The organism is Saccharococcus thermophilus, assembly GCF_011761475.1.
Classification (GTDB): domain Bacteria; phylum Bacillota; class Bacilli; order Bacillales; family Anoxybacillaceae; genus Saccharococcus; species Saccharococcus thermophilus.
Map to the genome: position 1 here is coordinate 558,416 of NZ_JAASRS010000001.1, position 24,447 is coordinate 582,862.

At 45.1% G+C, this 24,447-nt stretch carries 26 protein-coding genes, 2 pseudogenes and 1 riboswitch; of the genes and pseudogenes, 25 read left to right on the forward strand and 3 right to left on the reverse strand.

Translation table 11 applies throughout. The annotated features are described in order from the left end of the window. Nucleotides 1–40 precede the first annotated feature (40 nt). From BDD39_RS02980 to BDD39_RS03030, 11 genes and pseudogenes are all read left to right on the forward strand, one after another. Nucleotides 41–1,825, forward strand: coding sequence for an acyl-CoA dehydrogenase family protein (locus tag BDD39_RS02980; protein WP_166907980.1), 1,785 nt, complete (start codon nt 41–43; stop codon nt 1,823–1,825). A gap of 55 nt (nt 1,826–1,880) precedes the next feature. Next, the gene (locus BDD39_RS02985; protein ID WP_166907982.1) at nt 1,881–2,240 is read left to right on the forward strand and encodes an arsenate reductase family protein; all 360 of its coding nucleotides are present in this window, start codon (nt 1,881–1,883) and stop codon (nt 2,238–2,240) included. A 78-nt stretch (nt 2,241–2,318) separates the two neighbouring features. After that, entirely contained in the window at nt 2,319–2,702 is a 384-nt protein-coding gene (gene gcvH, locus BDD39_RS02990; protein WP_166907984.1) for a glycine cleavage system protein GcvH, read from the forward strand. A 72-nt stretch (nt 2,703–2,774) separates the two neighbouring features. Beyond that, nucleotides 2,775–3,020 (forward strand): YusG family protein, encoded by a 246-nt coding sequence (locus tag BDD39_RS02995; protein ID WP_166907986.1) that lies wholly within the window; start codon nt 2,775–2,777, stop codon nt 3,018–3,020. 148 nt (nt 3,021–3,168) lie between these two features. Beyond that, nucleotides 3,169–3,519 carry a toprim domain-containing protein gene (locus BDD39_RS03000; protein WP_166907988.1) on the forward strand — a complete coding sequence of 117 codons (351 nt, stop codon included), beginning with the start codon at nt 3,169–3,171 and terminating at the stop codon, nt 3,517–3,519. Nucleotides 3,520–3,526: 7 nt separating this feature from the next. Further along, nucleotides 3,527–3,859 carry a thioredoxin family protein gene (locus BDD39_RS03005; protein ID WP_166907991.1) on the forward strand — a complete coding sequence of 111 codons (333 nt, stop codon included), beginning with the start codon at nt 3,527–3,529 and terminating at the stop codon, nt 3,857–3,859. 206 nt (nt 3,860–4,065) lie between these two features. Continuing rightward, nucleotides 4,066–4,413, forward strand: a complete 348-nt coding sequence (locus BDD39_RS03010; RefSeq protein WP_208404323.1) for an SCP2 sterol-binding domain-containing protein — start codon at nt 4,066–4,068, stop codon at nt 4,411–4,413. Between the two features lie 184 nt (nt 4,414–4,597). After that, a pseudogene (locus tag BDD39_RS03015) lies at nt 4,598–4,771 on the forward strand (PLP-dependent transferase); the annotation flags it as partial. Nucleotides 4,772–4,888: 117 nt separating this feature from the next. After that, a riboswitch (SAM riboswitch) is annotated at nt 4,889–4,997 on the forward strand. Nucleotides 4,998–5,094: 97 nt separating this feature from the next. Beyond that, on the forward strand, nt 5,095–6,123 hold the full coding sequence (locus BDD39_RS03020; protein ID WP_166907995.1) for a methionine ABC transporter ATP-binding protein: 1,029 nt from the start codon (nt 5,095–5,097) through the stop codon (nt 6,121–6,123). After that, nucleotides 6,113–6,781: a methionine ABC transporter permease gene (locus BDD39_RS03025; RefSeq protein ID WP_166907997.1), complete on the forward strand. Its 669-nt coding sequence runs from the start codon at nt 6,113–6,115 to the stop codon at nt 6,779–6,781. Before BDD39_RS03020 ends, BDD39_RS03025 begins: the two co-directional genes overlap by 11 nt. An 18-nt stretch (nt 6,782–6,799) precedes the next feature. Further along, complete coding sequence (locus BDD39_RS03030) at nt 6,800–7,639, forward strand: MetQ/NlpA family ABC transporter substrate-binding protein (RefSeq protein ID WP_166907999.1); 840 nt, start codon at nt 6,800–6,802, stop codon at nt 7,637–7,639. 25 nt (nt 7,640–7,664) lie between these two features. Here the strand turns inward: BDD39_RS03030 and BDD39_RS03035 are convergent, their stop codons facing one another. Further along, nucleotides 7,665–7,856 (reverse strand): hypothetical protein, encoded by a 192-nt coding sequence (locus tag BDD39_RS03035; RefSeq protein WP_166908001.1) that lies wholly within the window; start codon nt 7,854–7,856, stop codon nt 7,665–7,667. A gap of 100 nt (nt 7,857–7,956) precedes the next feature. Between BDD39_RS03035 and BDD39_RS03040 the strand changes: the two genes are divergently transcribed. The 14 genes and pseudogenes from BDD39_RS03040 (at nt 7,957) to gndA (ending at nt 22,155) form a co-directional block, all read left to right on the forward strand. Then, nucleotides 7,957–8,319, forward strand: coding sequence for a carboxymuconolactone decarboxylase family protein (locus BDD39_RS03040; RefSeq protein ID WP_166908003.1), 363 nt, complete (start codon nt 7,957–7,959; stop codon nt 8,317–8,319). A gap of 237 nt (nt 8,320–8,556) precedes the next feature. Continuing rightward, nucleotides 8,557–9,336, forward strand: coding sequence for a Fe-S cluster assembly ATPase SufC (sufC, locus tag BDD39_RS03045; protein WP_166908004.1), 780 nt, complete (start codon nt 8,557–8,559; stop codon nt 9,334–9,336). A gap of 18 nt (nt 9,337–9,354) precedes the next feature. Further along, nucleotides 9,355–10,668, forward strand: coding sequence for a Fe-S cluster assembly protein SufD (sufD, locus tag BDD39_RS03050; protein WP_166908005.1), 1,314 nt, complete (start codon nt 9,355–9,357; stop codon nt 10,666–10,668). Then, nucleotides 10,665–11,885, forward strand: a complete 1,221-nt coding sequence (locus BDD39_RS03055) for a cysteine desulfurase (protein WP_166908007.1) — start codon at nt 10,665–10,667, stop codon at nt 11,883–11,885. Before sufD ends, BDD39_RS03055 begins: the two co-directional genes overlap by 4 nt. Continuing rightward, the gene (sufU, locus tag BDD39_RS03060) at nt 11,875–12,309 is read left to right on the forward strand and encodes a Fe-S cluster assembly sulfur transfer protein SufU (protein ID WP_166908009.1); all 435 of its coding nucleotides are present in this window, start codon (nt 11,875–11,877) and stop codon (nt 12,307–12,309) included. Before BDD39_RS03055 ends, sufU begins: the two co-directional genes overlap by 11 nt. A 30-nt stretch (nt 12,310–12,339) precedes the next feature. Beyond that, nucleotides 12,340–13,737, forward strand: a complete 1,398-nt coding sequence (sufB, locus tag BDD39_RS03065; protein WP_166908011.1) for a Fe-S cluster assembly protein SufB — start codon at nt 12,340–12,342, stop codon at nt 13,735–13,737. A 132-nt stretch (nt 13,738–13,869) separates the two neighbouring features. Next, nucleotides 13,870–14,718, forward strand: coding sequence for a DUF72 domain-containing protein (locus BDD39_RS03070; RefSeq protein WP_166908013.1), 849 nt, complete (start codon nt 13,870–13,872; stop codon nt 14,716–14,718). Nucleotides 14,719–14,734: 16 nt separating this feature from the next. After that, nucleotides 14,735–15,553 carry a sulfite exporter TauE/SafE family protein gene (locus tag BDD39_RS03075; protein WP_166908015.1) on the forward strand — a complete coding sequence of 273 codons (819 nt, stop codon included), beginning with the start codon at nt 14,735–14,737 and terminating at the stop codon, nt 15,551–15,553. Nucleotides 15,554–15,583: 30 nt separating this feature from the next. After that, nucleotides 15,584–16,957: a 5'-nucleotidase C-terminal domain-containing protein gene (locus tag BDD39_RS03080; RefSeq protein WP_166912236.1), complete on the forward strand. Its 1,374-nt coding sequence runs from the start codon at nt 15,584–15,586 to the stop codon at nt 16,955–16,957. 56 nt (nt 16,958–17,013) lie between these two features. Continuing rightward, nucleotides 17,014–17,316 (forward strand): YunC family protein, encoded by a 303-nt coding sequence (locus BDD39_RS03085; RefSeq protein WP_166908017.1) that lies wholly within the window; start codon nt 17,014–17,016, stop codon nt 17,314–17,316. 71 nt (nt 17,317–17,387) lie between these two features. Beyond that, nucleotides 17,388–18,143, forward strand: a complete 756-nt coding sequence (gene yunB, locus BDD39_RS03090; protein WP_166908019.1) for a sporulation protein YunB — start codon at nt 17,388–17,390, stop codon at nt 18,141–18,143. Between the two features lie 255 nt (nt 18,144–18,398). Then, on the forward strand, nt 18,399–20,057 hold the full coding sequence (locus BDD39_RS03095) for an IS1634 family transposase (protein WP_015863777.1): 1,659 nt from the start codon (nt 18,399–18,401) through the stop codon (nt 20,055–20,057). Nucleotides 20,058–20,185: 128 nt separating this feature from the next. Then, a pseudogene (locus tag BDD39_RS03100) lies at nt 20,186–20,521 on the forward strand (transposase); the annotation flags it as partial. A gap of 221 nt (nt 20,522–20,742) precedes the next feature. Beyond that, on the forward strand, nt 20,743–22,155 hold the full coding sequence (gndA, locus tag BDD39_RS03105; RefSeq protein ID WP_166908021.1) for an NADP-dependent phosphogluconate dehydrogenase: 1,413 nt from the start codon (nt 20,743–20,745) through the stop codon (nt 22,153–22,155). 121 nt (nt 22,156–22,276) lie between these two features. On the opposite strand, the gene BDD39_RS03110 is transcribed toward gndA, so the two are convergent. Together BDD39_RS03110 and zwf are read right to left on the reverse strand one after the other, a co-directional pair. Next, the gene (locus BDD39_RS03110; protein ID WP_166908023.1) at nt 22,277–22,894 is read right to left on the reverse strand and encodes a cyclase family protein; all 618 of its coding nucleotides are present in this window, start codon (nt 22,892–22,894) and stop codon (nt 22,277–22,279) included. Between the two features lie 20 nt (nt 22,895–22,914). Next, on the reverse strand, nt 22,915–24,396 hold the full coding sequence (gene zwf / locus BDD39_RS03115; RefSeq protein WP_208404451.1) for a glucose-6-phosphate dehydrogenase: 1,482 nt from the start codon (nt 24,394–24,396) through the stop codon (nt 22,915–22,917). Nucleotides 24,397–24,447: the final 51 nt, after the last annotated feature.

Here is a 24,447-nt window from a genome sequence, read left to right on the forward strand (position 1 = left end):
CGCCGCCTGACCATATAAATCTAAGGGGAGGAGTACAAAAATGGCAAAAACGTTGGAAAACGCGATTAAAGGTGGCAGCTTCCTTGTCGAAGATATTCCTTGCGAACGCGTGTTTACACCGGAGGATTTTACCGACGAGCATAAAATGATTGCGAAAACGACGGAAGATTACGTCGTCAATGAGGTGCTTCCGCAACTTGAACATTTAGAAAATCATGAATTTGACCGCTCTGTAAAATTATTAAGAAAAGCGGGCGAGCTCGGATTGCTTAGCGCCGATATTCCGGAAGAGTACGGCGGATTAGGGTTGGATAAAATCAGCTCCGCGTTAATTGGGGAAAAAATGGCGCGCGCTGGCGGTTTCTCGATTTCCCACGGCGCCCATGTCGGAATCGGGTCGCTTCCAATCGTTCTGTTCGGAACGGAAGAACAAAAGAAAAAATACTTGCCGGCGCTTGCGACAGGTGAAAAAATCGCCGCCTATGCGCTGACAGAACCTGGTTCTGGTTCCGACGCATTAGGAGCAAAAACGACGGCGAAATTAAACGCTGAGGGCACTCATTATATTTTAAACGGGGAAAAACAATGGATTACGAACGCGGGATTTGCGGATATCTTTGTCGTGTATGCGAAAGTAGACGGCGAACATTTCTCCGCATTCATCGTGGAACGTGACTTCCCGGGCGTATCGACTGGTGCGGAAGAAAAGAAAATGGGAATTAAAAGCTCGTCGACACGGACGCTGATTTTGCAAGATGTTCCTGTTCCGAAAGAAAACTTGCTTGGCGAAGTCGGCAAGGGACATGTGATTGCGTTTAACATTCTCAATATCGGACGTTATAAACTTGGCGTCGGCGCGGTTGGCGGCGCGAAGCGAGCGCTCGAAATTACGCTTCAATACGCAAATCAGCGCCAGCAATTTAAACGGCCAATTTCGCAATTTACGTTAACGCAAGAAAAATTCGCGACGATGGCTTCCCGCTTGTATGCGACCGAAAGTTCTGTTTATCGTACAGTTGGCCTATTTGATGAACGGATGAGTCTTTTGGACGAAGAAAAAGCAAAAGACGGGAAGGAAATCGCCAAATCGATTGCCGAATATGCGATTGAATGTTCGCTGAATAAATTCTTTGCGACGGAAACATTGGATTATATCGTGGACGAAGGCGTACAAATCCACGGCGGCTACGGATTTATGCAAGAATATGAAATTGAACGCGCATATCGCGATTCCCGCATTAACCGCATTTTTGAAGGGACAAATGAAATCAACCGTCTGCTCGTTCCGGGAATGTATTTGAAAAAAGCGATGAAAGGCGAGTTGCCGCTTTTGCAAAAAGCCAAGCAGCTGCAAGAAGAATTAATGATGCTCGCGCCAGAAGAAATCGGCGACGGCGTGCTTGAACAAGAAAAATATTTAGTGCGCAACGCGAAAAAAATTGCGCTCATGGTGGCAGGATTGGCAGCGCAAAAATTTGGTCCGAAGCTCGAAGAAGAGCAAGAAATTTTAGTCAATATTGCGGATATCGTTGCCAATATTTATGCGATGGAATCGGCGTTGCTTCGCACGGAAAAAGCGATCAAAAACTCTGGCGAAGAGAAAAACAAACAAAAAATCCTTTATACGCAAATCTTCTGCCAAGAAGCGTTTAATGAAATCGAAGCGCATGCAAAAGAAACGCTCATTGCTGTGGAAGAAGGCGACGCCTTGCGCATGATGCTGGCGGCTTTGCGGAAGTTGACACGCTACATTCCAATCAACATCATTGCGAAAAAACGTGAAGCCGCAGCCGCGCTCATTGAAGCAGAACGTTATATTGTGTAATAATGGAAAGTACCAGGCCTTGTCCTGGTACTTTGTTTATAAAGGATGGGTGAAGATGGCGTTAACGTTTTATTGGTATCCAAAATGCAACACGTGCCGAAAAGCAAAAAAATGGCTTGACGAACATGGAATAGACGTACGAGCAGTGCATATCGTCGAAAATCCTCCGACAAAATCAGAATTGACAGAGCTTTATCACAAAAGCGGGCTGCCGTTGAAAAAATTTTTTAATACAAGCGGTATGAAATATCGGCAGTTAGGGCTAAAAGAAAAAGTGAATACCGCTTCCGAGGAAGAGCTTCTAGAAATCCTTGCTTCTGATGGCATGCTGATCAAGCGGCCGATTTTAACCGATGGAACCCGTGTCCTCGTAGGTTTTCAAGAGGAACAATATGAAAAATTTTTCAACAAATAAGACGAATTCAGTGAGTTTTTTGGTAAAATTGGTTATGATGAAAAAGAGCATATTTTGTCAATATGGAGGGATACAAACGTGAATACGCCAAAGGAATTACGCTATTCGGAAGAGCATGAGTGGGTAAAAGTAGAAGGAGACAAAGTGCGCATCGGCATTACGGATTTTGCGCAATCGGAACTAGGAGACATCGTGTTTGTCGAACTTCCGGAAGTAGGAACGGAAATTACCGCCAACGAACCATTTGGCAGCGTAGAGTCGGTCAAAACGGTATCTGAGCTTTACGCGCCAATTAGCGGCAAAGTCGTCGAAGTGAATGAAGAATTGAACGATAACCCAGAATATGTCAATGAATCGCCGTATGAAAAAGCATGGATGATTGTCGTTGAACCGAAAGATATGAGCGAGGTCGATAATTTGCTGACAGCTGAACAATATGAGGCGATGGTAAAAGAAGGTTAAACCTTTCTGCAATGAATCATCCAAAGGATGGGCACCCTATACATAACAAGATGGATAAAGAGGGGTGCTCCTATGGCATTAGAAACGAAACAAGTCAAAGTCACCGATCGCGTGATTGGCAAAATCAATGGTGATTCTATTGAGCTATATGAGGGGAACAGGCAAATTGGTCATCTTCCTCTTTCACAAGTAAGCCATTTAATGCAATTAAAAGATGGATACGATCAGCAAAATGGACAAATTTATAAGGATATGACCGTCACCGTTGAGCCAGATCAAAAATATGTCGATTGCGACGGTGAGGCTGGTTGGTGCTAAAAGCAACGGTGTGATGCCGTTGCTTTCTTCTTGTTTTTATGAGATGTAGTTCATAAAACGGCGCTTGCCCCGCCTGTCTCTACGGCGGAAACAATGGTCGCCGTTGTCATATAAATAATAGTACAACGACATTTACAGGTGATGGTTTATGACGGAAAGCGAAAAAGTGATTATTGTTGAAGGACGCTCTGATAAACAAAAAATCGCCAATATTCTAAATGAACCGGTGGAAATTATTTGCACCAATGGGACGATTAGCGATGCCAGGCTGGAGGAGCTGATCGACGAGCTTTATTATAAAGATGTTTATATATTGGTCGATGCCGATGAGGCGGGCGAAAAATTACGCAAGCAGTTTCGCCGCGAGTTTCCGGAAGCGGAGCATATTTATATCGATCGTGCTTACCGCGAAGTGGCGGCAGCGCCAAATTGGCATGTTGCGCAAGTATTATTGCGCGCGAATTTTGATGTGCATATGAATTATTTATTGAAAAGGTGAGTAGGCAATGAAAAAAATAGAGCCGATCGAAATCGATGAGGTCATTCGCAGCGAAGAGATTGTTTGCCTTTATTTATATACGCCGATGTGCGGCACTTGCCAGCTTGCCAAACGAATGCTGGAAGTAGTCGAGGAATTGTTTCCGTTACTTCCGTTTTACCAGACGGATATTAATTATATACCGAAGCGAGCGGCTGCATGGAAAATCGAAAGTGTTCCATGCCTTCTTTTATTTCAACATGGCAATATCATTAAAAAGTGGTATGCGTTTCATTCTGTTCCTTATTTATATGAAACCATCAAAGAGATGCTGCCAAATGATTATCGAAAGAGAGACTAATGGTGAAACGCTTTTCGCACGAATTTCCTCTTCCCTCCGTGATTCTTGTTGTAAACAACCGTTATTTTGACTTCATTTGACATATTTCTTGGGAAATGACAAGAATTTTGCTTTTTCCCGGATTATTTGTCGAGATTTTTGTAAAGGATTCTTCCCGTTGGATATGGAAATAAATGAAACAGCAGAGAACTGGGGGAGAGGGGAATATGAATATGCGTGAACTAGTCAAACAGCTTGCCGAACGAATGCAAACATTAAATCATCTATTGCCGATTTTACCAGAGGAAGAACTGTACATTCGCTTTGAGTGTGAAACGGAAACAGCAGTCGTAGCGATTTCCAAACATCGAATCAGCCCAGCGGTGGAAGTAGACGAGCGGCGGGTATTAACGGTGCGCGGATCAAAAGAGGTATTGGAATCTCTATTAAACGGAAGGTTAAAATTACAGCAACAAATTCGTTTGCGGGAATTACATATTTCGGGAAGTTTTCGGCATATGTTATTGCTTGAGTCATTGCTTCACTTAGCCAAGCCATACCGTTACGTTTGCTAAATGATTGCCGGCTTGTTTTTCGGTGAAAAAGAATTGACAAGTGCAATAAACAGTGTTAAAATATTCAGAAAAATGGAACTTGTGATTGAAGTCATTGGATGAAGCGACACTAACAGGACGTTTGTCCATGAAAGCCGTGCAGAACAAGAGCGAATGTTTACACGAAGGTGTAGAAAAAACTCTCGCAAGCACGACGCATCAGCAGCTAAATGAAGAAGAACTCAAGTCATCCGGAGTGACGGAGGATTTAGTTCGCTTATCGGTCGGTATTGAAAACATCAATGACTTAATCGAAGATTTAGAGCAGGCCATTGCCGCTGCGACAGGGATTACTTCCAATATTTCCGTTTCATTATAAAAAGAAGATTGCCGAAATATGGACGTGAAAATTTTTTATTGACATGCTTCGACATAGGGTGATACAATCACACTTGTAATTCATTGAGGATTGGCAATTGAATAATGTGGTGATGTGCTCTTATCAAGAGAGGTGGAGGGATGTGCCCAATGAAACCCGGCAACCGTCAGCGCGTACGCTGAAATGGTGCCAATTCACACAAAGCGTCTGCTTTGAGAGATAAGAGACGGAATGGTAATGATTACCTTTCTGTTCTCCTCGAGCAGAAAGGTTTTCTTTTTGGAATGAGCCGCCCTGCTAAATGAAGGAAGGTGAAAATGTGCATGATTACATTGGAAGATGTGACAAAAATATATGAAGCGGCAAACGGGTCGGTCACTGCGGTCGATCATGTTTCTTTACAAATTAAGGAAGGCGAAATTTTTGGAATTATCGGATATAGCGGTGCGGGAAAAAGCTCGCTTATTCGTCTTCTTAACGGATTGGAAAAACCGACAAGCGGCAAAGTCATTGTCGCCGGACGGGATATGGCTAATATTAAAGGAAAAGAATTGCGAAAGGCTCGTCAAGAAATCGGAATGGTTTTCCAGCATTTTAATTTGCTATGGTCAAGAACCGTTCATGAAAATATCGCGTTTCCGTTGGAAATCGCCGGCATTCCGAAAGAAAAGCGGAAAAAGCGGGTTGATGAGCTCATTCAGCTTGTCGGGCTGCAAGGAAGAGAACACGCTTATCCGTCGCAGCTGAGCGGCGGGCAAAAGCAGCGTGTTGGCATCGCGCGCGCTTTAGCAAATAATCCAAAAGTGTTATTATGCGATGAAGCGACATCTGCGTTAGATCCGCAAACAACCGATTCTATTTTGGACCTTTTAGTAGATATTAATAAACGCCTAGGGTTAACGATTGTATTAATTACTCATGAGATGCATGTGATTCGCAAAATTTGCGACCGCGTCGCGGTGATGGAAAACGGAAAAATTGTCGAACAAGGCGAAGTGCTGCAAGTATTTCGGCAACCAAAACAAGCGATTACGAAACGATTTGTTCAACAAGTTATCGAACCGGAGGAAACAAAAGAAACGATTATCCATCTGCTCGATAAATACCCAAACGGAACGGTTATCCAATTGACGTTTGTCGGAGAAGCTGCCGAACAGCCGCTCATCGCCAATGTCGTTCGCCAGTTCCACGTCGATGCGAATATTTTGCAAGGGAAAATTTCGCAAACCCATCAAGGTTCTTATGGTGTCTTATTCGTTCATATGGATGGAGAGAAAGAGGAAATTGCCCGCGCGATCGATTACATTCGAAAGCAGCAAGTGGCGGTGGAGGTGATCTCGAATGCTCGCTAGCCTCTTACCGAATGTACAGTGGGATATGATTTGGGCGGCTACGGTTGAAACGCTTTATATGACAGGAATTGCTGTCGTTGCAACATTTATATTAGGTACGATTCTTGGATTGCTTTTATTTTTAACGTCAAAGGGAAACCTGTGGGAGAACCGTCTGGCAAATATGGTCATCGCGGCTCTTGTGAACATCTTTCGTTCCATCCCATTCATTATCCTAATTATTTTGTTAATCCCGTTTACGAAATTCGTTGTCGGAACGATTCTTGGCGCCAACGCCGCATTGCCGGCTTTGATTATCGGAGCAGCGCCATTTTACGCGAGAATGGTAGAAATTGCGCTCCGTGAAATTGACAAAGGCGTCATTGAAGCAGCAAAAGCGATGGGGGCATCAACGGCAACGATTATTTGGAAAGTGCTTCTTCCGGAGTCATTGCCTGCTCTTGTGTCCGGAATTACCGTAACAGCGATTGCTTTAGTGGGATATACGGCGATGGCAGGGGTTGTCGGTGCCGGCGGTCTTGGAAACTTAGCCTATTTGGAAGGATTCCAGCGCAATCATAATGATGTCACGTTTGTTGCTACCGTTTTAGTTTTAGTGATTGTCTTTGTCATTCAGTTTATCGGTGACTTTGTCACTTCCAAAATAGATAAACGATAAAAAAGGGGGAAAATCAATATGAAAAAATGGATTAGTGCCTTATTTGCGGCGGTGCTTGTGTTGGCGCTGGCAGCATGCGGAGGCAATAACAACGCCGCCAATGACAACAAAGATGGAAAATTGACGAAGCTAGTAGTTGGAGCTTCCAATGTGCCACATGCGGAAATTTTAGAAAAAGCAAAACCAATTTTAAAAGAAAAAGGCATTGACTTGAAAATTATTACTTTCCAAGATTATGTATTGCCAAACAAAGCGTTGGCGGATAAAGAAATTGACGCGAACTATTTCCAACACATTCCGTATTTAGAAGAACAGAAAAAAGAATACGGATATGATTTTGTCAACGCTGGCGGCGTCCATATTGAGCCAATCGGTATTTACTCGAAAAAATATAAAAGCTTGGATGAACTTCCAAACGGTGCAACGATCATCATGAGCAACTCGGTTGCCGACCATGGCCGCATTTTATCGATGCTGCAAGAAAAAGGATTGATTAAGTTAAAAGACGGCGTGGACAAAACGAAAGCAACGGTGAAAGATATTGTCGAGAATCCGAAACATTTAAAATTTAAAACCGATGTGGATCCGGGATTGCTGCCGCAAATTTATAAAAACGGCGAAGGCGATGCGGTGGTGATTAACGCGAACTATGCGCTAGATGCTGGTTTAGATCCTGCCAAAGACCCAATTGCTGTCGAGTCTCCGAAAAATAACCCATATGTCAATATTATTGCGGTGCGCAAAGGTGATGAAAACCGCAAAGAAATTAAAACGCTTGTCGAAGTGCTGCACTCGAAAGAAATTCAAGACTTTATTAAGAAAAAATATCATGGCGCTGTCATTCCGGCGGCACAATAAAAATAACGGAAGCGATTCGCTTCTGTTATTTCTTTTTTGGCAGCTTTTCGAGAATGGCGATCAACAGCGTAATGATTAAAGAACATTGCAGGGAAAGGACAATTCCGATAACGAAGAAATCGTCAGGTCCTCCTCCGATCAACCATGCTAATCCCCAACACACGAAAAACGTGACCATCACTATTATCATGAGGAACATGGGAATCCATTTTCCCATTGTTTTCCTCCCATTTTGTCTATATTTAAAATTCTTTGGTTTAATTCCTTTTTCTTCACGCATACTAACACCGATATAACATGGAAAGAGGTGTTGAGGAGTGAACCAGCAGCAACATACGTCGGTTGAAGCGGCTCTTCGCCATTATAAAGAGGGGATTGGTACGTTTACACAAAAACTGCCGGACATTGCTGGCAGCTTTAATGCCTTCACAGAAGCGTGCTTTAAAGAAGGTGCGTTAACGAAAAAAGAAAAACAGCTTATCGCGCTCGGAATCAGCCTCGCCACGCAAGATGAATATTGCACGATTTATCATACGAAAGGATGTTTAGACGAAGGGGCTTCGGAACAAGAAATTTTAGAAGCGTGCGGGGTAGCGGCGGCATTTGCCGGCGGCGCGGCGGTGAGCCAAGCGGTAACGCTAGTGCAGGAATGCATTCGCGAATTATCCCAAACCCATTAAAAGACTCCACATCGGAGTCTTTTTTATCTTAATTTTTAAACGCAAATAGTGTATTTTAGTATACAATAAAAGCATTGCGATAAAATTCACTATCAATATAGTGGTATGATAGTGAAAAGGTTGCCAATACTTTTCATTTGTTATAAGATTGTAATGAGAATAAAGTGAGAATGGAAGGCAAGAAAGTCAGTGGTATACTGATATATACATTTTTAGCGGAAATTGGAGGTATTCTGCATGGCAGTGTTGACAATTAAAGATCTTCACGTATCGGTAGAAGGAAAAGAAATTTTAAAAGGCGTGAATTTGGAAGTAAAAGGCGGAGAAATTCACGCAATCATGGGTCCGAACGGGACAGGAAAATCGACGTTATCGTCCGCGATTATGGGACATCCAAAGTATGAAGTAACAAAAGGAAGCATTACGTTAGACGGGCAAAACGTGTTGGAGATGGAAGTCGATGAAAGAGCGCGTGCCGGATTATTTTTGGCGATGCAATATCCAAGCGAAATTAGCGGGGTAACGAACGCCGACTTCCTTCGCGCCGCTATTAATGCCCGCCTTGGCGAAGGCAATGAAATTTCGTTAATGAAATTTATCCGCAAGCTGGATGAAAAAATGGCATTCCTGGAAATGAATCCAGATATGGCGCATCGTTATTTGAACGAAGGATTCTCGGGCGGGGAGAAAAAACGCAACGAAATTCTCCAATTAATGATGCTGGAGCCGAAAATCGCGATTTTGGACGAGATTGACTCCGGCCTTGACATTGACGCGTTGAAAATCGTTGCCAAAGGCATTAATGAAATGCGCAGCAGCGAATTTGGCTGTCTGATCATTACGCACTATCAACGTTTATTAAACTATATTACTCCTGATTATGTGCATGTGATGATGCAAGGACGCATTGTAAAATCCGGAGGTCCAGAACTAGCGCAACGTCTTGAAGCGGAAGGATACGACTGGATTAAAAAAGAACTTGGCATTGAAGACGAAACGGTTGAGCAAGAAGCGTAAGCGTTAGGAGGACGTGTTATGACGACAGAAACAAAAATACCATTCGATCAACAATATGTGCGCGCATTTTCTAGCGAGCGCGGCGAACCGGACTGGCTGTTGCAGCTTCGCTTACAAGCTCTTGCCAAAGCAGAAGCGCTCCCGCTGCCGAAACCGGACAAAACGAAAATCGACAAATGGAATTTTACCCAATTTGCCAACCATGTTGTTGAAAGTGCGCCATATGCTTCGTTAGACGAACTGCCTGAGCCGGTAAAAGCGCTGATTGAAGCAGGAGAGGAAACGAAAAACTTATATGTGCAGCGTGACCATACACCTGCGTATCTATCTTTATCGGAGGACTTGAAAGCGAAAGGAGTTATTTTCACCGATATTTTCACCGCGGCGCGCGAACATGGAGAGCTATTGCAAAAATATTTGATGAAAGACGGCGTCAAAGTAGACGAACATCGTCTAACAGCATTGCACGCGGCGCTGTTAAATGGGGGCGTGTTTGTCTACGTGCCGAAAAACGTCGAGGTTGATGTTCCGCTTCAAGCGGTGTATATTCAAGAAAACGATGATATCGCCTTGTTTAATCATGTCATTGTCGTTGCGGAAGATAATAGCCGCGTCGTTTATGTGGAAAACTATATTTCCACGAAAGAAACAAGCAAAGCGGTTGTCAATATTGTCGCTGAAGTGTTTGCCAATACAAATGCGCGCGTGTTTTTTGCCGCTGTTGATAATTTGGCAAAAGGGGTCACAACGTATGTCAATCGTCGCGGCATTGCCGCGCGTGATGGGCGCATTGAATGGGCGCTCGGTTTAATGAACGATGGGGATACTGTTTCCGAAAACGTCACCCGCTTAATTGGCGACGGTTCGTTTGGCGATACAAAAACCGTTGTTGTCGGCCGTGGCGAGCAAGTGCAAAACTTTACAACCAGTGTTGTTCATTATGGAAAACATACGGAAGGCTACATTTTAAAACACGGCGTGGTAAGAGACAGCGCGACATCGATCTTTAACGGCATCGGCAAAATTGAGCATGGCGCTTCGAAATCGAACGCCCAACAAGAATCGCGCGTCTTGATGCTAAGCGAAAAAGCGCGCGGTGATGCCAACCCGATTTTATTGATCGATGAAGATGATGTGATGGCAGGCCATGCGGCATCAGTCGGCAGAGTGGATCCAATACAGTTATACTATTTAATGAGCCGCGGCATTCCAAGACATGAGGCAGAACGTCTGATTATTCATGGATTTTTAGCTCCCGTTGTAGAAGCGATCCCGATTGAAAGCGTGAAAAAACAATTGATTGAAGTTATTGAAAGGAAAGTTCAATCATGAATGCGAAAGAAATCCGGAAGCTATTTCCTATTTTAAATCAGGAAGTCAACGGCAAGCCGCTCGTATACCTTGATAATGCAGCGACATCGCAAAAACCGCTCCCTGTCATTGAAGCGTTGGACCAATATTATCGCCAATATAATTCGAATGTCCATCGCGGCGTGCATACGCTTGGCACGAAGGCGACAGATGCGTATGAAGGGGCGCGGGAAAAAGTGCGGCGATTTATTAACGCTAAGTCTACCCAGGAAGTGATCTTTACAAGAGGGACGACAGCGGCGTTAAATATCGTTGCCGCCAGCTATGGCCGCGCCAATTTGCAGGAAGGCGATGAAATTGTCATCACGTATATGGAACACCATAGCAACTTGATTCCATGGCAGCAAGTTGCGAAACAGACAGGGGCCAAATTAAAATACATCCCACTGCAAGCGGATGGAACTATCGATATGAAAGATGTGGAAGCAACGGTGACCGCAAACACGAAAATCGTTGCCGTTGCCCACGTGTCTAACGTCTTAGGAACGATTAATCCAATCAAAGACATTGCGCGAATCGCCCATCAACATGGGGCGGTTGTTGTGGTCGACGCCGCGCAAAGCGCTCCGCATATGAAAATTGACGTTCAAGATCTTGATTGTGATTTTCTGGCGTTTTCTGGGCATAAGATGTGCGGTCCGACCGGAATTGGCGTATTATATGGTAAAAGAGATTTATTAGAGCGGATGGAGCCGGTAGAATTTGGCGGAGAAATGATTGATTTTGTTGAGCTGTATGATTCAACATGGAAAGAACTCCCTTGGAAATTTGAAGGTGGGACTCCAATTATTGCTGGAGCGATCGGCTTAGGCGCGGCGATTGATTTTCTCGAAGATATCGGACTCGATCACATCGCTGCCTATGAGCATGAACTGGCGCAATATGCGTTAGAGCAATTGTCCGCGGTTAAAGGACTTACGATTTACGGCCCGAAACAACGCGGCGGATTAGTTACATTTAATATAGATGGCGTTCATCCGCACGATGTAGCAACGGTTCTTGATGCGGAAGGCATCGCCGTCCGGGCCGGCCACCATTGCGCGCAGCCGTTAATGAAATGGCTGAACGTAACCGCGACAGCGCGGGCAAGTTTTTATCTCTATAATACAAAAGAAGAAATTGATCAGCTTGCTGCTGCATTACAGAAAGCGAAGGAGTATTTTGGCTATGTCTTCTAATAATCCTTTAGATCAACTTTATCGCCAAGTCATTATGGATCATTATAAAAATCCGAGAAATCGTGGTGTCCTAGAAGGAAACAGCGTCGATATCAATATGAATAACCCGACCTGCGGTGACCGCATTCATTTAACGATGAAAGTGGAAGATGGGAAAATCGCTGATGTAAAGTTTGAAGGCGAAGGATGTTCGATTTCGATGTCATCGGCATCGATGATGACGCAGGCGATTAAAGGAAAAACAGTGGAAGAAGCGTTAAAGCTAGCCCATATCTTTTCGGATATGATGCAGGGAAAAGAATATGACGATTCGGTCGATTTAGGCGATATTGAAGCGTTGCAAGGCGTTTCGAAGTTTCCGGCCCGCATTAAATGCGCTACGTTAGCATGGAAGGCAATGGAAAAAGGTTTGCATCAACATTAATGGTAAGGAGAAAAAAGGAGGGTGAACCGCATGGCGAAGAAAGCACCAGAAATCGGCGAATATAAGTATGGGTTCGTCGATAAAGACGTATCGGTATTCCGCGCGCAGCGCGGGTTGACACGGGAAGTGGTTGAAGAAATTTCCCGTATGAAAAACGAGCCGCAATGGATGCTGGAATTTCGCTTAAGGGCGTTAGATATTTTCTATAGCAAACCAATGCCGCAATGGGGCGGCGATTTATCAAGCCTAGATTTTGACGAAATTACGTATTATGTAAAACCGACGGAAAAATCGGGCCGTTCTTGGGATGAAGTGCCGGCGGAAATTAAAGCAACATTTGATAAGCTGGGGATTCCTGAAGCCGAGCAAAAATATTTAGCCGGCGTATCGGCGCAATACGAATCCGAAGTGGTATACCACAATATGAAAGAAGATTTGGAAAAACTAGGAGTTATCTTTAAAGACACGGACTCGGCTTTAAAAGAAAACGAAGATCTTTTCCGTGAATATTTTGCTAAAGTCGTTCCTCCTACCGACAATAAATTTGCTGCGCTAAACTCGGCCGTATGGTCGGGCGGTTCGTTCATTTACGTTCCGAAAGGGGTAAAAGTGGAAACGCCGTTGCAAGCATATTTCCGTATTAACTCGGAAAATATGGGACAATTTGAGCGCACGCTGATTATCGTTGATGAAGGGGCGCACGTTCATTACGTCGAAGGATGTACGGCGCCGATTTACACAACAAACTCACTGCATAGCGCGGTCGTTGAAATTATTGTCAAAAAAGGTGCGTACTGCCGTTACACGACCATTCAAAACTGGGCAAACAACGTGTTTAACCTTGTAACGAAACGTGCGGTTTGTGAAGAAAACGCAACGATGGAATGGATCGATGGCAACATTGGTTCCAAATTAACGATGAAATATCCAGCTGTTATTTTAAAAGGAGAAGGAGCTCGCGGCTTGACCTTATCGATTGCGATTGCCGGAAGGGGGCAGCATCAAGACGCAGGGGCGAAAATGATTCACCTTGCGCCAAACACCTCGTCGACGATCGTATCGAAGTCGATTTCGAAACAAGGCGGTAAAGTGACATATCGCGGAATGGTGCACTTTGGCCGTAAAGCGTCCGGTTCGCGTTCGAACATCGAGTGCGATACGCTGATTCTTGATAACCAATCGACATCAGATACGATCCCATATAACGAAATTTTAAATGACAATATTTCTCTCGAACATGAAGCGAAAGTATCGAAAGTGTCGGAAGAGCAGCTGTTCTATCTTATGAGCCGCGGTATTTCCGAACAGGAAGCAACAGAAATGATTGTTATGGGCTTTATCGAGCCGTTTACAAGAGAGCTTCCGATGGAATATGCGGTCGAAATGAACCGGCTCATTAAGTTCGAAATGGAAGGGTCTATCGGTTAATGTCGTTTTGTAAAACCATCCATTTGCCTATGGCGAATGGGTGGTTTTCCCATTTTTTCTGCATGTATAATCCATACCAAATGGTTCTCCATTTTTTTGTCATTTGTGATATGATGATGCTAGGTGATACGTATGATTTATATAGGGTTGACAGGTTGGGGCGACCACGATAGCTTATACCCGCCTGGTCTTGCCGCGAAAGATAAACTGCAAGAATATGCCGCCTATTTTCCTACGGTAGAAGTCGACTCCTATTTTTATGCCATTCAGCCGCGGCAAAATGTCGAAAAGTGGATTCGCGAAACTCCCGATTCTTTTCGTTTTGTTGTCAAAGCGTATCAAGGAATGACCGGACATGAGCGTGGTCCGATTCCGTATTCCAATAAGGAAGAAATGTTTGCCGCGTTTTTGGATTCGATTGATCCATTTATCCAGTCGGGAAAACTGGCGATGGTATTGTTTCAATTTCCGCCATGGTTTGATTGCCGCCGCGAGCATGTCGCGTATTTGCGCTGGTGCAAGGCGCAAATGAAAGATATTCCAGCAGCGTTGGAATTTCGCCACCGCTCCTGGTTTTCCCCACGTTTTTATGCAAAGACGTTACAATTTATGAAAGAGGAAGGATGGATCCACAGCATTTGTGACGAACCACAAGCTGGAGAAGGATCGATTCCGACCGTGCTTTATCCGACGGATGAGGAAAAAACGTTTATTCGTTTTCATGGCCGCAACATCCATGGCTGGAATAAGGCGACAAGCGGGGAAAATTGGCGGGCGGTCCGATATTTGTACCGGTATCGGGAAGAAGAATTGCGCGAATGGGTCAATCATATCGAGATGTTAAAAGCGAAGACGAAAGATATTTATGTGTTGTTTAACAACAACTCTGGCGGGGATGCGGCCGATAATGCGAAACAATTGATCCGTTTGCTCGGGATTGAATATACGGATTTAGCCCCGCGCCAGCTCGATTTATTTTAGGATTGGGGATGAGAGAATGGAGTATATATTGCTGGTCATGGTCGGCTTTTTAGCAGGCACGATTGGAAGTTTGGTCGGTTTAGGCGGTGGCGTCATTATTGTTCCCTCTTTGCTATTTTTAGGAGCGATGCATTGGCTGCCGCACGTCACTCCGCAATTGGCGGTTGGCACTTCGCTCGTCGTCATTATTTTCAATGGTCTATCCTCGACTTTGTCGTATATGAAAGAAAAAATGGTCGATTATAAAAGCGGGCTTTTGTTTTTTATCGGAAGCGGTCCCGGGGCGATCATTGGCGCGTGGGTTAATAACACATTAAGCTTGCAGCATTTTTCTTTATATTTTGGTCTTTTTTTAGTGTCTATAGCATTCTTTTTATCTTTCAATAAAAAGAACGCGGCGCGTTCAGAGCGGAAGGCTTTTCCTATTACCCGCACGTATGTAACGAATGAAGGGGAAACGGTGACGTATGGGTATCATCCGCTCGTCGCTATTGTCATCTCTTTTGTCGTTGGCTTTTTTGGCGGCATGTTTGGCATTGGCGGCGGTTCGCTAATGGTGCCGGCGATGATTATATTGTTTCTCTTCCCGCCTCATGTAGCGGTAGCGACTTCGATGTTTATGATCTTTTTATCCTCAATGGTCAGCTCGCTTACACATGTGTTTATGGGAAATGTGCAATGGCTATTTGCGCTCGCCTTAATCCCGGGGGTTTGGTTCGGAGCCAAAACAGGCGCTTTTATTAATAAACGTCTGCGCAGTAAAACCGTTGTCATCGTTTTGCGGATTGTGCTTGTTCTTTTAGGAATCCGCCTTATTTACCAAAGCTTTTCATAAGAGGGGGACGTCCATTGAAACGGACAGTATATATATCATACGAATGATGTGCATAGCCATTTTGAGTATTGGCCAAGAATTTCCTATTTTTTGTCCGAGCAAAGACAAAAGCATCAACAGCGGAATGAGGCGATGCTGTTATTTGACATCGGCGATTTTATTGACCGTTTTCACCCGATTACCGAGGCGACAAAGGGAAAAGCGAATGTCGATTTACTGAATGCGCTTCAGTATGATGCGGTCACAATCGGAAATAATGAAGGAATTACCCTTGATTACGAAGATTTAAATACGCTGTATGAAAACGCTCGTTTCCCCGTGCTTGTCGCCAATTTATTTCACAAAGACGGCACGCGCCCTTCATGGGTACGCCCCTATTCGATTATTCCGATTTCCGATGCATTTCGCATCGGCGTTATCGGTGTCACAGCGTATTTCGCCGAATCTTATGAGCTGCTTGGCTGGAAAGTGGCACCGCCGCTTGAAATGCTCGAGAGCATTGCGGCAGAAGTAAAAAAACAAGCGGATCTTGTCATTTTATTGTCGCATTTAGGCATTCATGAGGATGAAAAAATTGCACAGACCATGCTGGACATTGACATTATCCTAGGCGGCCATACGCACCACTTGTTTCCAGAAGGAAAAAGAATTCATGATACGTTACTATGTGGGGCAGGAAAATATGGAAAGTATATTGGGGTAGTAAAGCTGGAAATCGAGGAAAGCGACCGTACATATGAAGCGTTAGCGACGGTAGTTGATGCCGAGAGTTTTCCAAACTCGGAGCGAATGCAGCGCACTTTATCGATATGGGAGCAGCAAAGCCTAGCAAAGCTCGAAGCGGAGCAAATTGTAGAACTAAAAGAAGATTTGCCGTTGCAATGGTTTTCGCCATCTCCGTTTGCTAAGCTGCTCGCATCGGCGTTAAAAGAATGGTGCGATGCGGAAATTGGCATGGTGAATGCGGGAGTCCTGTTAGAGCCGCTTCCGAAAGGAATAGTCACTAGAAAGGATTTGCACCGCATTTGCCCGCATCCGATCAATCCTTGCAAAGTCCAGCTGCGCGGCGCGGAATTAAAGGAGATTATTTTACAAGCAAATACAGACAGAATGAAATACTTACAATTTAAAGGGTTTGGTTTTCGCGGCAAAGTGATGGGGCAAATGGTTTATGACGGGGTTGAGTTCGAGATGGAAAGAGAAGAAGATGGTGCGGAGTATATCCGCCACATGACGATCAATGGCGAGCCGTTAAACCCGGAACAACTATATGAGGTGGCCACGATCGATATGTTTACGATCGGAAATTTTTATCCGCAAATCCAGCATGCGCCAAACAAAAAATATTACATGCCGGAGTTTTTACGGGATGTGTTGGCATGGAAGCTAGCGAATCAAAAATAAGCACACATCTTTCCTTGCTTCATACATTGAAGTAGGGAAAGGAGCGTGAAGTTACGATGATTAACGTAACTCCGATTATGATCGATCATCATCCATTCATCGCGATTTCTGTCCAATTGCCAAAAACAAACTTGCTTGCCGTAGCAAATGAAAAAGGGTACATCATGTGCGGTGCGCTCGATGTGGCGCTATTGAACGAAAAGTTGCGCGACCGCGGAATTATTGCCGGAAGAGCGGTCGGCGTCCGTACGATTGAACAACTGCTTGAGGCGCCTTTGGAATCGGTGACGGTGGCCGCCGAAGAGCTGGGAATTACGGTCGGCATGAAAGGAAAAGATGCGTTATTGAAGATGCGGTGAAAAATTATATAAATTTGCGTTATCTCCCTCTTTTCAAGCATACATATAGCTTGTAAAGGAGGGATTTTATTTTGCCTAGATTTCCCATTCGCCTTCGGTTTTCAAAAAGAGGCCCGCTTCCCTTTCGCTATGTGTTTTTGCTGACGTTTGTGTTTTTTATGTTTACCACTGCGCTAAGCCTTTGGATTGTAAATAAAGAGATCCAGCCGATTTTAATGGAAATTGCCGAAACGGAAACAAAGCGGATTGCTAATTTAGTGATTAGTAACGCGATCGAACGGCAGTTTTTAAAAGAAGATAAAGAAATGAGCGATTTGGTCATCGTACATAAAGACTCTGACGGCAAAATCGCTTCGGTTGATTTTAATACCGCTGTGGTGAATCGGATTTACGCAAAGACGGACGACTACGTGATGGAAAGTTTAAAGGCGGCAACGGAAGGAAGAATAGAAAGGCTCGTGCTTCCTGAAGTGGAAAAGAAAAAAGGGGAAAGCAGAGGGATTATTTACTATATTCCTTTTGGCCAAATCACGAACAATTCGCTTCTCGGTAATCTCGGGCCGCGTATTCCCGTGCAGTTTCAAGTCATTGGCAATGTAGAAACCCAAGTGACGAAAGAAATTAAACCATTTGGGATTAACAGCGCGTTGATTGAAATAGATATTCACGTTTCTGTCGATATTCAAGTAGTCATTCCATTTGCGTCAAAAGCGACAACGGTTTCCACGAATGTTCCGATCGCGATGCACGTGATTCAAGGAGAGGTTCCGCAATTTTATAATAACGGCGGCAATGGTGGCTCTTCTTTCAGTATACCATCACATTGAGCCATTTGTTTGTCGTAAATGCCAGACAATCGGCCGCTTTTATGTAGTGAGAATGAAAAATTATATATAAAAAACGTTATTGTTTGCTGTTTCTATTAAGCTGTTTTCCAGATAGGTTATCTATCTGCGAAACAGCTTTTCAATTTAAAGAAGAACTCACATTTCGCACCCTCTCGACGAAAATCGGGAGGATTTTTTCGTTCCGATGTCGAATGAATCCTTGACACACAAGGAACGTAAAGGAGTTTTTCACTTATGAACGTTCAAGTCAAAAAGGTCTATCGCAATTCTTATTTGAATATAATAAGTGCCCTATTCAAGAAACTGGGTCTGCCTCAATTGATTGACCATCTCGTGCCCGTCGATCCGCAGTGCCAAACGCGAGTCAGCGATGCCGTTCAGGCCATCCTCTACAATGTGTTTGACGGCCGGCAAGCCCTTGTTCACTTGGAACATTGGGCTCAGGAGGTCGATTGTGAGAAACTCATCCGTCCCGATCTCCATCCTTCCTGGTTGAACGACGATGCGTTGGCCCGTCATCTCGATCGCCTGTATGAGGCTGGCATTCACAACGTCATCAGCACTTGCTTGATTCATATTTATCGAAAAGAAGGCCTTTCCCTCCGAGCCTTCCACGCCGATACGACGGACAAGACCGTTTACGGCGCGTATGAATCGGCCTCGTTAGAGGCCTTACAAATCACACATGGCTACAACCGCCATCATCGTTGGCAAAAACAGATCGGTTTCGGACTGGTCGGCAACGAGGACGGCATCCCGTTTTACGGCGATGTGCACGATGGCAACCTGCCCGATAAAACATGGAATCCCGAGGTGCTGTCTCGTGTCCATGAACAGCTGAAGCAGGCCAAAATCGAAGACGAATGGATTTACGTGGCCGATTCCGCCGCGATGACGAAAGAGACCCTGGCGCAAACCAAAGCGGCCAACGCCTTTTTGATCACCAGAGGCCCTTCGTCGCTCCGGATCGTGAAAACCGCGCTGGCCGAAGCGGATGCTGAGGACACGACGTGGAGCGATCCCTTTACGTTGGCGGAGAGAAACGGCGCCACGTACCGGGTATGGGAAACGGCCTCGACGTATGAAGGCCACCCCGTTCGGCTGATCGTTGTTGAATCGAGCGCGCTCGACCAGCGAAAAGGAAAGACGCTTGAAAAAGAACGAACCAAAGAAGCGGAGCTTCTTCGCGAGGAACAAGCCCGTTGGGAGCGTCACCCCTTCTCCTGCCGGGAAGATGCCGAACAAGCCTTGGCGTCCCTCAAGGCGTCCCTTCGCCCCCGGTTTCATCGGGTTGAGGCCGCGGTCGAAGAGATCGTACGCCTGAAAAAACGGCGCGGACGGCCGAAAAAAGGGGCGGAACCCGAGGTGGAGACGCTGTATTTCTTGCACCTTGACGTCGAATTCGACCAAGACGCGTGGGAACAGGCGAGACGGAAAGCGTCCCGGTTTGTCCTTGTCACGACCGTTCCGAAGGAATGGAAGGGCCAACCCATGGATGCCCAAGAGATCTTGAAGCTGTATAAAGGGCAGATCTCGGTGGAAATGAACTTCGCTTTTTTGAAAGATCCGTTTTTCACGGATGAGATTTACGTCAAAAAACCAGAACGGGTCGCAGTATTAGGCTATTTGTTTCTGTTGGCCTTGGCTATTTACCGCGTTTTTCAGCGCCGAGTGCGTCAGTTTATTACTCCAGAACACCCGTTGAAGGGTCCTGGAGGCCGCAAGCTGACCCGGCCGACGGGACAGGCGATTTTTCAGCTGTTTCAATATGTGAACGTCGTCCTGTTCAAGCTGCCGGATGGGCGCATCCAACGCTCACTGGATCGCTCCCTTACCCCTGATCAGCGAAGGATTCTGCAGGGATTGGGCATGGATGAGAGCATCTACGTGTAACGTGATACGGAACGACCAGCGATGGTAAAAAAAGGATTGCCATCGCTCGTTGTGTTGGTCAAAAAGTTATTCTGAAAAACTAAATAAAAAATCCTTTGTTTTGACCTTGTTAGGGTGCGAAATGTGAGTTACAAATGTTTCAACAGTTTGAGTCGAAATGGTCCAGCAAATATCCAAGAGAAGTTCAATCTTGGGCCAATGAGTTGGATGTCCTCCTTACATTTATGGATTATCCAAGCAGTATTAGAAGTGTGATTTACACGACGAATGTCATCGAACGAACGATCAAAGAGATTCGGAAACGTCTAAAGCCGATGAACAGTTTGAGCAGTTTAGAAGCCGCGGAAAAAGTCGTGTATTTGACCATCCAAGATTTTAATGAGAAATGGGCAGGGCGAAAGTTAAGAGGATTTGCCGAAGCGCAGGAAGCCCTTCAACGAATGTTTGAAGAACGTTATTGTTAACCAAATATTGTAAATAAACAAAATAAGGGGATTCTCCCTTTCCACACAAGAGACTGAATATTCAGTCTCCTGTGTGGAGAAAATCAGTCCCCTATCAATTCAAATCCATTTCAGAGAAACCCTACCCCATTTACATTACACAAAATTCTTGACGGTACCAAATGAACTGTGGTATGTTCTTTCATGAACAAATAAAAAGTTATAGAAAGGAACGTTTGACGATGGCAAAACAACAAATTGGCGTCATTGGGTTAGCAGTAATGGGAAAAAACCTTGCGTTAAATATCGAAAGCAAGGGATATTCCGTTGCCGTGTACAACCGTTCTCGGGAAAAAACGGACGAATTTTTGCAAGAAGCGCAAGGAAAAAATATTGTCGGTACATATAGCATCGAAGAATTTGTCAATGCGCTTGAAAAGCCGCGTAAAATTTTGTTAATGGTGAAAGCAGGCGCACCAACGGATGCAACAATTGAACAATTAAAGCCATATCTAGAAAAAGGCGATATTTTAATCGACGGCGGCAATACGTATTTCAAAGATACACAACGCCGCAATAAAGAATTAGCGGAACTTGGCATTCATTTTATCGGTACGGGCGTTTCCGGCGGCGAAGAAGGCGCGTTAAAAGGTCCGTCGATTATGCCTGGTGGCCAAAAAGAAGCACATGAGCTTGTGCGCCCAATTTTTGAAGCGATCGCCGCGAAAGTGGACGGCGAGCCATGCACGACGTACATCGGTCCGGATGGCGCCGGCCACTATGTAAAAATGGTGCATAATGGCATTGAATACGGGGATATGCAGCTTATTGCCGAAGCGTACTTTTTATTAAAGCATGTTCTTGGTTTAAACGCGCAAGAATTGCATGAAGTATTTGCTGAATGGAATAAAGGCGAATTAAACAGCTATTTAATTGAAATTACGGCTGATATTTTCACGAAAATCGATGAAGAAACAGGCAAGCCGCTTGTCGATGTCATTTTGGACAAGGCGGGTCAAAAAGGCACGGGAAAATGGACAAGCCAAAATGCGCTTGATTTAGGAGTGCCGCTTCCAATCATCACAGAATCGGTGTTTGCCCGCTTTATTTCAGCGATGAAAGATGAACGCGTGAAAGCAAGCAAGCTCCTTTCCGGTCCGGCGGTGAAGCCGTTTGAAGGCGACCGCGATCACTTTATCGAAGCGGTGCGCCGCGCGCTGTACATGAGCAAAATTTGTTCGTATGCCCAAGGCTTTGCGCAAATGAAAGCAGCGTCTGAGGAATATAACTGGAACTTGCAGTACGGCAATATCGCGATGATTTTCCGCGGCGGCTGCATCATTCGCGCGCAATTTTTGCAAAAAATTAAAGAGGCGTACGACCGCGATCCGCAGCTGCCAAACTTATTGCTCGACCCGTATTTCAAAGACATCGTTGAAAATTATCAGGAAGCGCTGCGCGAAATTATTGCGGTGGCCGTGATGCGCGGGATTCCGGTTCCGGCATTCTCAAGCGCATTAGCTTATTACGACAGCTACCGGACGGAAACATTGCCGGCAAACTTAATTCAGGCACAGCGCGACTATTTTGGTGCGCATACGTATGAGCGCATTGATAAAGAAGGCATTTTCCATACAGAGTGGCTGAAAAAATAATAGAGGAAAACCCCAACCGTTTGGCGGTTGGGGTTATGTTTTTTGTAAAGACGTTTTAGCGTCATTGCGGCCAAAAAGAGAAAGCACCCTTGGCTCAGGCTAAGGGTGCTTCATGTTTCTTTTATAAACTTTCCGTAAATAATAGTACACGCGCTGGCGCGGCGTCCGTGCCGACGAGTTTGAGCGGGGCGGCGACCATAAAGTACGAACCTTCTGGTACATCTTTTAGCCGCAGCCCTTCAATGACGATCACTCCCGCGGAAAATAACGTTTTATGCGTCGGGTGCCCCTGCTGGCTCCGTTCAATGCCTAAGGCGTCGATGCCAACTCCGCGTACCTTTTGATCGGCAAGGTATCGCGCTGCATCTTCGGCAACGTAAATGAATTCAAAATTAAACGCGTCTTCTAGCGAGTTTTTCGTCTTGAATAAGACAAAATCGTTTTCTTGAATATCTAACGCTGCGATGTCGTCTTTTGTAATTTTGTCGTTCACATGCGTCAAATCAAACAATTTGCATGGACCGACGAGGCGGTCGAGGGAAATCGTTTCAAACGTGTCGCCGCCTTTGACCATATGGAGCGGCGCGTCAATGTGCGTGCCGGTATGCACATCCATGTCGATGCGCGATTCGGTCACATAATCATTAGTCACGCTCGTCAGTTTCGGCTGTTTTTCCGTTTTGTTTTTATACACCGGCATTCCTTCAAAAATCGGTGCGGTCACGTCATAAAATTTCATCGTTTTATTAGCTCCCTTCGTTATTGTTTAGGGTGGTAAATCGGCCACCAATGAAATCCGTCTTTTGCTAGAAGCATATCGGATGCTTTCGGTCCCATCGAGCCAGCTTCATAGTTTGGAAAATCATCGGCTTTTGTGTTTTCCCATACTTCGGAAATCGGATCGACAAACTGCCACGACGCGGCTACTTCGTCCCAGTGCGTAAAGTTGGTGGCGTCGCCGCGCATGCAGTCATACAACAGTTTTTCATACGCTTCCGGCGTGTTAATGCCATCGATGCAGTTGTAGCAGTAGTCTAATTCAATCGGAGCTGTTTTCATGATTTCGCCGCTTTTTTTGCCGTTTAAATGAAGGGTGATGCCTTCATCCGGCTGAATGTGAATAATCAATAAGTTTGGCTGGATTTTTTCATTTGTTCGATAATACAAGTTCATAGGTATATCTTTAAATTGAACAACAATTTTCGTTGATTTTTCCGCCATCCGTTTGCCGGTGCGAATGTAAAATGGCACGCCGGCCCAGCGGAAATTGTCGATCATCAGCTTTCCAGCAACAAATGTTTCGGTGTTGGAGTTTGGATCGACGTTGTTCTCTTCGCGATAGCCGATGACTTCTTTTCCGTTCACCACGCCTCTGCCGTATTGACCGCGCACAAAATATTGATCTACTTCGTCATGGGAAATCGGGCGAAGCGCGCGCAGCACTTTCACTTTTTCGTTGCGGATGTCATCGGTCGTCAGTTTAATCGGCGGCTCCATCGCCAAGAGCGCGACCATCTGCAGCATATGGTTTTGCACCATATCGCGCAGCGCCCCTGAATGGTCGTAATAGCGACCGCGGTCCTCGACGCCAAGCGTTTCGCTTGAGGTAATTTGAATGTTGGAAATAAAACGGTTGTTCCAAAGCGGTTCGAAAATCGCGTTCGAAAAACGGATGACTTCAATGTTTTGCACCATTTCTTTGCCAAGATAATGGTCGATCCGGTAAATTTCGTTTTCCGAAAATGCTTGGCGAATTTCTTCATTCAGTTTGCGGGCGCTTTCGAAATCATGACCAAACGGTTTTTCAATGACGAGGCGCTTCCAGCCGTTGGTTGCCGTGAGGCCTTCCGATTTTAGACGCGATGTAACCGTACCGAAAAATTCGGGCGCCATCGCCAAATAAAAAATGCGGTTTCCATCGCTATGGTATATGCCATCAAGCTCCTCAAGCAGCGACTTTAGCTGTTGATAGGAGGCGGTATCGGTCACATCAAACGGATGATAATAAAAATGGGATACGAATTGCTCATGGTTTAGCTCTTGCTGGAGCGCGTTTTCTATCGATTCGCGGACATAGTTGCGAAATTCGTCATTGGACAGCGGTCGGCGTGCGACTCCGACAACCGCAAACTCCTCAGACAAATTTCCTTTTTCGTATAAGCGGTAAATGGAGGGGAATAGTTTGCGCTTTGCCAAATCCCCCGTAGCGCCAAAAATCACGATTAATGATTTCGGATTCATGTTGTTCACGGTATGTACCTCGCTTTAGCCAAATTTGTTTCTTCAAATAAA